Here is an 8,884-nt window from a genome sequence, read left to right on the forward strand (position 1 = left end):
AATGTCTGTTCAGTAGGTTGGTTCAGACCGCCAATCGGCCGAAGTCGAAGGAGCCCGGTGCCCGACGCACGGCGATACGACACGCTTCTCGCCAAGGGCGAGGACCGCAAGCAGCGGATCCTCGACGTGGCGCAGCGTCTGCTCACCCGCAACGGCTGGCGCAACACGACACTCGCCCAGATCGCCGGCGAAGCCGGGGTCACCCCCGCGGGCCTGCTGCATCACTTCGAATCCAAGGAGCAGCTGCTGCACGCGGTGCTGGACGCGCGTGACCTCGATGACGACTCCCACGCCGACCGGGCGGGGGACCTGCTCGTCGAGATCGCCCGCGTCGCCGAGCGGTTCAACCGCGCGCCGGAGATGCTGGGCACGTTCACCGTGCTGCTGGCCGAGAGCATCCTTCCCGACGCCCCGCTGCACGATCGCATGCTGGCCAGGCAGCGGGAAGCGATCGACATCGTCGCCGAGCTCATCCGGCTCGGTCAGGCGGACGGGCGGTACCGCACCGACATAGACCCCGACATCAAGGCGGTAGAAATTCTCGCCTTCGTCCACGGAATGGAAACGATATGGTTGCTCGATCCGTCGATACCGCTGTCCGAGGTGTTCAAGGAGTACGCCGAGACATTGGCGCGGGACTTCACGCCGCCCAAGGCGCCCCCGGCGAAGACTTGAGATACCGGCTCGACGTCGTCGCCGCCGACGTCGTCGACGTGGTGCGATTCGCCGGCGGGTGGCTCTTCGACAGGGCGATGGCGGGATGGGACGTGTCCGTGCTCCTGGCCGACCTGGCCGACCTGGCCGACCGTCGAGACGACCGGCCGCTGCAGATCCTCGGCGTCGGGGTGCTCGACCTCGAAGACGCGCTGGCCTCGGTGGACACCCGCCCCCGGCCCCAGGCCCTGGCCGCCGCGGCGGACCTCTTCGGATGCGACTCACGCGTGCGCCAGGGCGTGTTGCAGGCCCTCGATCATGGCGTCACCGAGGTGACGCTGTGGGGCGAGACCTGGCCCGCCGAGCTGAATGACAGCGTCGGCCTGGTGCAGCACCGGCTGAGCATGGCCGCCCAGATTTTCAAGGGGAGGGCGCTGGCCGCCGCGGCGGTGCCGGAGGGCCCGGTGGGTCACACCGAAAGGTTCCGGAGCGGGTTGCTGAGCTGCCCGTCGGTCGCCGCCGACCTCGTTCCCGCCGGCTGACCGCTGCGCCACCGTCGTCGTTTGACGGCGAACGGGCCGTGTGGAAATCTAATACTCATCTCTGAGAGGATCATTCTCACTAGTCGAGATTCGAACGGAGCTTGAAGGTGAACGACTTCACCGAGATGGATTTTTTCCGCGATGCCCGGCTCGTCGAGAACCCGTACCCCTACTACGAGGCTCTCCGGCAGCAATGCCCGGTGACCCGCGAAGCTCACCACGGGGTCACCATGGTGACCGGCTGGGACGAGGCCTGCGCGGTGCTCAACGACGCCGAGACTTTCTCGTCGTGCATCTCGGTGACGGGACCGTTCCCCGGCTTTCCGGTTCCGCTCGAGGGTGACGACGTGACCGAGCTGATCGAGCAGCACCGCGACGAGCTTCCGTTCAGCGACCAGCTGCCCACGCTTGACCCGCCGACCCACACCAACCACCGCTCCCTGCTGATGCGGCTGATCACCCCGAAGCGCCTCAAGGAGAACGAGGACGCCATGTGGGCGCTCGCCGATCAGGCGCTCGACACGTTCCTGGCGCCCGGCCGCGGGGAATGGATCAAGGGCTTCGCGGGTCCCTTCACCCTGCTGGTCATCGCCGACCTGCTGGGCGTGCCCATGGAAGATCGCGACAAGTTCGTCAAGGGCATCCGCCAGCACTCCGGCGGCGGCATCGGCGGCACCGGCAAGGAAGCGCTGGCGCACAGCCCGCTGGAATTCCTCTACGGCCTGTTCTCCGACTACGTCCGGGACCGCCGGCGCGAGCCCCGCGACGACGTGCTGACCGGCCTGGCCACCGCCACCTACCCCGACGGCTCGATACCCGAGGTCGAAGACGTGGCCCGCGTCGCCAGCAACGTGTTCTCCGCGGGCCAGGAGACCACCGTGCGGCTGCTCGGCGCGGCGTTGCAGACCATCGGCGAACGACCCGACATCCAGGAACAGCTGCGCAGGGACCGCAGCCTGATCCCCAACTTCATCGAGGAGTCGCTGCGGCACGAGAGCCCGGTCAAGGGCGACTTCCGGATGAACCGGGTGCCCGTCAACGTCGGTGGCGTCGACCTGCCCGCGGGCACCACCGTGATGGTGGTGCAGGCGGCCGCCAACCGGGATCCGCGCCGGTTCGACGACCCCGCCACGTTCGATCCCGCCCGCAAGAACGCCCGCCAGCACATCTCGTTCGGGCGCGGCATCCACAGCTGCCCCGGCGCGCCGCTGGCGCGAGCCGAAACCCGGGTGGCGCTCGAGCGGCTGCTCGACCGGACGTCGGACATCAGGATCGACGAAAGCGTCCACGGCCCCGCGAATGACCGCCGCTACCAATATGTTCCGACGTACATCCTGCGCGGGCTGACCGAGCTGCACCTGGAGTTCACCCCGGCATGAAAGTCACGGTCGACGACCAGCGCTGTCGCGGTCACGGCGTGTGCACGACGCTGTGCCCGGAGGTGTTCAGCCTGACCGACGACGGCTACGCGGAGGCGATAGAGTCCGACGTCCCAACCGAATTCGAGGCCGTCACCGAAGAGGCCATCGAGTGCTGCCCGGAGCAGGCGATCAGCAAGACCCAATAACCCACGCAGGTAAGGAGATTCGGGTGGCGACAGGGCCAAAAGGATATGTCATTCTCACCGAGGCCATCAAGGATCTCGAAGGCATGAAGGCCTACGGGAAGGCCGCGGGGGCGGCGATGCGTGGTGTCAAAGTCCTCGCGGTGGACACCGCCCCCAAGGTCCTCGAGGGCACCTGGCACGGCGACCAGACCGTCGTGCTCGAGTTCGAATCGGTCGACGCGGCCCGCGCGTGGTACGAGTCCGAGGCCTACCAGAAGGCGGCGAAACTGCGCCAAGCGGCCGCCGACTGCAACGCGGTCATCCTCGCCGGGTTGGGTGGCTAGTCCTCGACAGCTTTCGTCGAGAGTGAAGCCGTTGCGAAAACCGGGCAAAAAATTCGCAGCAGCTGCACGTTCGACGACGTCCTAGCCCACTTTGCCAGACACGTCCCGGCTAGCCTTCCACGATGGAGATCGCCTGACGCGGGCATTGGCGGACCGCCTCGCGCACGTCCGATTCGATCTCCGGGGTGACCTCTTCCTGCAGCACGGTCAGCATGTCGTCGTCGCCGAGGTGAAAGACCTCGGGGTTGATGCCCATGCAGACGCCGTTGCTTTCGCAAAGGCCCCAGTCGACTTCGATTTTCTTCGTCATCGCAATCCCCCTACCGGATCACCTTGACGGGTACGTTCTGCCACCCCGCGACGTTCTGCATGTGGACGCGCTGCAGGCCGTCCCAGTTCACCTCGTAGCGGGGCATGAAATCGAGCAGCCTCTCCAGCGCGATCCTGCTTTCCATGCGGGCCAACGCCGCGCCCAGGCAGCTGTGAATCCCGTAGCCGAGACCGAGGTGCTGCGCCTCGGTTTGGTCGCGCTCGATGTCGAAAGTCTCGGCGTCGGTGAATGCCTCCGGGTCGCGGTTGGCCGCCGCGCCGATGAGGAACACCGGCTTGCCGGCGGGGATCACGCCACCACTGACGTGCGCCTCTTTCAACGTGTAGCGCACGTTGTACTGGACCGGGCCCTCGTAGCGCAACAGCTCTTCGACCGCGCCGGGGATCTTGGAGCGGTCGTCGAGCAGCTTCTGCCACTGGTCGGGGTGGCGGGCGAAGATGACCGCGGCGTTGCCGAGCAACTTGGTCACGGTCTCGGCGCCCGCGCCACCCAAAAGGGTTGCAAAGCCGGTGATTTCGATGTCGTCGAGCTTGCGCGGCTGACCGTCCTCGCCGGGGATCTCGGCGTCGATCAGCCTGGTGATGAAGTCTTCCTGCGGGGTTTCGCGGCGCTCCTGCACCAGGGTGAAGTAGTACATCGCGGTGTCGATATTGGCCTGCATGCCGGCCTCGCTGACCTCGATCTGGCCCGGTTCGCGGTGCAGGCTGGCGTCGATCCAGTGCCGGACCTGCTGGCGGTACTCCTCCGGCACGCCCATCATCGTGGTGATCACCTCGACGGGGAATGGCCCGGAGAAGTCCTGGACGACGTCGAAGTTGTCGGGATCGACCGCGCTCAGGTACTTCTCGATCACCTCGATGACCGTGTCCCGCTGCGATTGGATGGCTCGTGGGGTGAACGCCTTGTTGAGCAGGCTGCGCATGTGCCGGTGCTCGGGCGGGTCCATGAAGATGATCGACTTCTGCTCGGGGGGAAGGCCCTTGCGCACCATCGCCAGGTCGCAACCGCGCGCCGAGGAGTAGGTCTCGAAGTCCTTGAACGCGGCGGCCACGTCCTCGTGACGGGTCAGGGCGTAGAAGTCCTCCTTCTCGTCGTAATACAGCGGCGCGTCCTCGCGCATTCGCCGGTAGATCTCGAAGGGGTTGTTGAAGAACTCCTCGGAGAACGGGTCGAAGACGACTTTCGGTTTTGTCACTGCATCTCCTCAGCGGTGAGGGTTGGGGGCTGGAATCGTTACAGTGGAACGCCCGACTGTAATGTCAACGGTAGCGCTTTCGTGGCGCGCCGAAAAGGCCAACATGCAGTCATTTCAGATCTTTCCCGCGACATCGATGGCCTTGATGGCGGCGTCCAGCGCGCCGAGCTCGGTGCCGAGTTCCTCGGCCATGTTGCGCACGACGTCGACGTCCTTGCCGACGAATTCGGCGGTTACCTCGATGAACGACGCGATCGAGCCGCGCGCGCCGACGATGTCCAGCACCCGGCTGCCCGCGCTGCCGCGCGGCAGCGCTGTGAGCAGGGTCGATTCGGGCAGGCCGAGCCGCTCGCCCAGCCGGATCGACTCCGCGAGCAGCCCGATGTGGCCCGCGAACAGGGCGTTGTTGACCAGCTTGACCTTCTGGCCGGCGCCGCACGGCCCGACGTGCAGGATGGGGCCTCCGTAGCAGCCCAACACCGGTCGCAGTCGGGCTACGGCGTCGTCGGAGCCGCCGACGAACAGGGTGATCGCGCCGGCCGCGATGTCGTGCGGGCCGCCGCTGACTGGAGCATCCACGACCTCGACGTCGCCGGCGCGGGCGGCGATGGCCCGCATCGTCGTCGGGCTGGCCGTGGTGTGCACCACCAGCGCAGAACGGGGCCGCATGGCCTGCAGCAGCGCGCCGTCCAGGCAGACCCGCCGCACCTGCTCGTCGGAGAACACGCAGACGATCACGACGTCGGCTTGCTTGGCCTCCTCGGCGACTTCGGTCACAGCGGTGGAACCGAGAGCGCTGACGTCGTGGCCGGCCTCGACGAGGCGAGCCACCATGGGACGGCCCATCCGTCCCGCGCCGATGAACCCGATTCTCACCGCGGGTGCCCCATCGACACCAGAGCGGCGTCGGCCGCATCGAGCACGGCACCGGGGTGGGCCGCTGCCCGATCGGCGAGTTCGGCGACCAGCCGGGCATCCTTTTGCAGCAGCGCCCCCGCCAGGGGCGCGAGCCTGTCCAGGCCGCCGACCCCGCCAAGGGCGTTGAGCGCGAAGCTGTTTCCGCTGCCGCGGGAGACGACTTCGGTGAAGCGGTCCGGGGAGACGCCGAGTTGTTGCGCGAGTGACAGGATGGCGGCCGCCGTTCCCAGGTTGGCGGTGAACAGCAGGTTGTTGAGCAGCTTGGTGGTTTGCCCGGTGCCCAGCTCGCCGAGGTGGACGACGGGATCGGCATAGGTCTCGAAGACCGGGCGGCAGCGCTCGACGACGTCGGCGTCGCCGCCGGCCATCACCAGCAGGCGTCCTTCCGACGCCGCGCCGCCGCCGCCGCTGACGGGCGCATCGACCACCGAGACACCGTGGGCAGCAGCAGTTTTGGCGAGGTTTCGGCAGGTGTCCGGATGCACCGTGCTGTGCACCGCGATGATACTGCCGGGCTTCATCGCCGCCAGCAAGCCCTGCCCGTCGGTGATTTCCTCGATGTCGGAGTCACCGACGACGCACAGGCAGACCAGGTCGCTGTCCGCGGCGAGTTCGGCCGGCGACTCCGCGAACTTCGCGGGCGTGTCGGCGAAGGCCTCGAGTGACGCGGGCCTGCGCGCCCACAGCGTTGTGGGGTAACCGCTTTCGACGATCCGTCGCGCCATGGGTCCGCCCTGGCTGCCCAGCCCGATGAATCCGACTTTCACCCGGCCTCCTCAGTGGCAGTCGGGTTTTCACGTGCCACGACACATTCGTCCGCGAACGAAAGGACCGCCGCATGGTAGTCCGGCGCGGTGTAGCCGAGGCTGATGTTGTGCCCCGCGTCGGGCTGGCGGTGGACGGCGAACCGTGGGGCGCCGGAGAACATGTCGCTGATTTCGGTCAGCGCCGAATCGTCGGTCTGCCAAACCTTCTCGTGCTCGGCGATGCTGAAATGCACCGGAACGCGCACCGCGGGCGCAAGGGCCGGGAAGTCCTGGCGGGCCCAGTTGGACACCATGAGGTCCTCATATGGCGGGGCGCCCGGATAGACCGTGGCGCCGGACAACACCTCGGGCGGATACAGCCGCTCCGGGTGCCACAACAGCTCGCGCATGCCGGCCGGTCGGCTTTGCCGGGTCGCCGACTTGAGCAGCTCCCGGGCCGCGGGGTGCCAGTGCCGTCCGGTGCCGGCCAATTCGATGCCGAGCAGATCGGCGCCGCGGTCGTCGGCGGCCATGCGCATCGCCAATTCGCACCCGCCCGAATGGCCCATGACGAAAACGCCGGCGCCGCGCTGTTGTTGCCCGAGGATGCGATCCACCGCGCCGTAGGCAAGGTCGACCCGCTGTTGCGGCTGGGCCACCGCCTCGGGATAGGGAGCGGAGCTGCCGTACCCGGGCCGGTCGAGCGCCACCACGGTGAACCCGGCCGCCGCGCCCGTTCGCAGCAAGGAAAAAGACGGGTGGCCCGGGCAGTCGAAGTACATCGCGGTGGTGCCGCCGCCGTGGATGGCCACGATGACGGCCTTGGGGCCCTGGGTGGCTTCGGCGACCAACGCCGACATGGGCACGCCGTCGACGATCACCACCCTCGGGCGGGGCGCCGGCGCGCTCATTCGTCCGCCCGGAGCAGGAGCACGCCGCTGGGGGTCAGGCCACCGCTGCTGACCACGCCGACGCGTGCGCCGACGACCTGACGGTCGCCGGCCTCGCCGCGCAACTGGGTGACGGCCTCATGCAGCAGACCCATGCCGTGGGTGCGGCCGTGCGACAGTTGCCCGCCGTGGGTGTTGAGCGGCAGCAGGCCGTCGCGGGCGATGTTCTTGCCGCCGTCCAGGAATTCCCTGGCCTCGCCGATGCCGCAGAAGCCCAGCGCCTCGATCCAGGACAGGCAGTTCATCGTGAACCCGTCGTACAGCTCGGCGACATCGACATCATTGGGCCGCAGCGACGTTCGCGTCCACACGTGCGCCGCCTGACCCAGCACCTGCGGCTCGTGCGTCAAAGTGCTTTGATCCCAATCGATTCGCTCGATGATCTGGGTGCCCACCGCCTCCACCAGCACGGGCGCCTTGGCCAGGTCGCGGGCGGCGTCGACGGCGGAGACGATCACGGCGATCGAGCCGTCGCACGGCACGTCGCAGTCGTAGAGGCCGAACGGCGTGGTGATGGGCCGCGCGTTCAGGTAGTCGTCCATCGTCATCGGGGTGCGATAGATGGCGGACGGGTTTAGTTCGGCGTTGGCGCGCTGATTCAGCGCGATCCAGCCCAGCGTCTCTTTCGTTGTGCCGTAACGGTGAAAGTGCCGCTGCGCGTTCATCGCCAGGGTGTGCGCCGCCGAGGTGGCGCCGAAAGGCATCTGCCAGCCCGCCATCCGGCCCATGGACGGGGCGATCTTGCCCTGCTTCATCAGCTCACCGTGGGTGGCTTCCCACAGCGTCCGGAAGCACAGCACGTGCCGGGCCAAACCGCCTGCGACAGCGAGCATTGCGGCGATCACCGAACCGCCGGGGCCAAACGTCTCCATGGCGCCGTTGTGCCAGGTCGGCCGGATTCCCAGCGCGGCCTCCAGGGCGGTGACGCCACCCTCCCCGAAGCCGCCGACGTTGATCGCGCCGGGGTAGGTCGACAGTCCGTCGATGTCGTCGAGCGTCAGGCCGGCGTCGGCGATGGCCGCCTCGCAGGCCTGAACCGTGAGCGACAGCGGCGGCACCATCAGCCGACGCCCGATGGGCGACATGCCGATCCCGGTGAGCGCGACCTTGTCCTCGAACTTCTCCGCGGTCAGCATGGGCCGGACGTGTTCGGCGAAGCGTTCGGGCGCGATCTCGTCGACCGGCAGGGGAGCGAGTTCGGTGTTTGCGATGGGCCGAAACAGCGGCAGCCAGACGTCCTCGACTTGCTCGAAGACCACCTCCACTTGTTGACCGAGTTCCAGCTGATCGGGATCGCACTCCACGACGTTGGTGGTCAGCCGGACCCGCGGATCCTCCGCGATTGCCACCTGCGCGACGACGTACGGCGCCGGGAGTCCGGGCAGGCTGAACCGATGGTTGATGGTGAACCCGGCCAGCGTCGCCGTGCCGGAGACCGCCCGCACACCGATGTCTTGGGATCGGCAGTAGCGGCACACCGGCGCCGGCGGATGGATCAGCGATCGGCAGGCCCTACATTCCTGCAGCCGTAGCGTGCCGTCGGCGCCCGAGGTCCAGAAGAATTCATTCTCCGGCGTGACCAGGGGCAGCGGACGACCCGGTGCTGCTGACACGTCACCTCCGGGAGTCCGACGGCGGGCGGTAGGCCCGTTATGCGA

The 8,884-nt window shown here is 67.8% G+C and carries 11 protein-coding genes; 5 read left to right on the forward strand and 6 right to left on the reverse strand.

Annotated features, from left to right (window positions below):
- The first annotated feature begins 57 nt into the window (after positions 1-57).
- The 5 genes from OQ968_RS01260 (at position 58) to OQ968_RS01280 (ending at position 3,086) form a co-directional block, all read left to right on the forward strand.
- Positions 58-675, forward strand: coding sequence for a helix-turn-helix domain-containing protein (locus OQ968_RS01260; protein WP_324673863.1), 618 nt, complete (start codon positions 58-60; stop codon positions 673-675).
- A complete protein-coding gene (locus OQ968_RS01265) occupies positions 672-1,196 on the forward strand; it encodes a hypothetical protein (RefSeq protein WP_324673865.1) in 525 nt (174 codons plus the stop codon). Before OQ968_RS01260 ends, OQ968_RS01265 begins: the two co-directional genes overlap by 4 nt.
- Before the next feature lie 125 nt (positions 1,197-1,321).
- Positions 1,322-2,575, forward strand: a complete 1,254-nt coding sequence (locus tag OQ968_RS01270) for a cytochrome P450 (protein WP_324674997.1) — start codon at positions 1,322-1,324, stop codon at positions 2,573-2,575.
- Positions 2,572-2,763 carry a ferredoxin gene (locus tag OQ968_RS01275; protein WP_324673867.1) on the forward strand — a complete coding sequence of 64 codons (192 nt, stop codon included), beginning with the start codon at positions 2,572-2,574 and terminating at the stop codon, positions 2,761-2,763. The genes OQ968_RS01270 and OQ968_RS01275 overlap by 4 nt, the downstream gene beginning before the upstream one ends.
- A 23-nt stretch (positions 2,764-2,786) precedes the next feature.
- The gene (locus OQ968_RS01280; RefSeq protein ID WP_324673869.1) at positions 2,787-3,086 is read left to right on the forward strand and encodes a DUF1330 domain-containing protein; all 300 of its coding nucleotides are present in this window, start codon (positions 2,787-2,789) and stop codon (positions 3,084-3,086) included.
- A 109-nt stretch (positions 3,087-3,195) separates the two neighbouring features.
- Here OQ968_RS01280 and OQ968_RS01285 read toward each other — a convergent pair whose 3' ends face one another.
- The 6 genes from OQ968_RS01285 to OQ968_RS01310 form a co-directional block, all read right to left on the reverse strand.
- Entirely contained in the window at positions 3,196-3,396 is a 201-nt protein-coding gene (locus OQ968_RS01285; RefSeq protein WP_324673871.1) for a ferredoxin, read from the reverse strand.
- A gap of 10 nt (positions 3,397-3,406) precedes the next feature.
- Positions 3,407-4,612, reverse strand: a complete 1,206-nt coding sequence (locus OQ968_RS01290; RefSeq protein WP_324673873.1) for a cytochrome P450 — start codon at positions 4,610-4,612, stop codon at positions 3,407-3,409.
- A 114-nt stretch (positions 4,613-4,726) separates the two neighbouring features.
- The gene (locus tag OQ968_RS01295; protein ID WP_324673875.1) at positions 4,727-5,488 is read right to left on the reverse strand and encodes an NAD(P)-dependent oxidoreductase; all 762 of its coding nucleotides are present in this window, start codon (positions 5,486-5,488) and stop codon (positions 4,727-4,729) included.
- Positions 5,485-6,297 carry an NAD(P)-dependent oxidoreductase gene (locus OQ968_RS01300; RefSeq protein WP_324673877.1) on the reverse strand — a complete coding sequence of 271 codons (813 nt, stop codon included), beginning with the start codon at positions 6,295-6,297 and terminating at the stop codon, positions 5,485-5,487. Before OQ968_RS01300 ends, OQ968_RS01295 begins: the two co-directional genes overlap by 4 nt.
- Positions 6,294-7,187, reverse strand: coding sequence for an alpha/beta hydrolase (locus tag OQ968_RS01305; RefSeq protein WP_324673879.1), 894 nt, complete (start codon positions 7,185-7,187; stop codon positions 6,294-6,296). Before OQ968_RS01305 ends, OQ968_RS01300 begins: the two co-directional genes overlap by 4 nt.
- A complete protein-coding gene (locus tag OQ968_RS01310) occupies positions 7,184-8,839 on the reverse strand; it encodes a thiolase C-terminal domain-containing protein (RefSeq protein WP_324673881.1) in 1,656 nt (551 codons plus the stop codon). Before OQ968_RS01310 ends, OQ968_RS01305 begins: the two co-directional genes overlap by 4 nt.
- Between the last annotated feature and the right edge of the window lie 45 nt (positions 8,840-8,884).

Origin of the sequence: Mycobacterium sp. 663a-19 (assembly GCF_035616495.1) — a bacterium.
Classification (GTDB): domain Bacteria; phylum Actinomycetota; class Actinomycetes; order Mycobacteriales; family Mycobacteriaceae; genus Mycobacterium.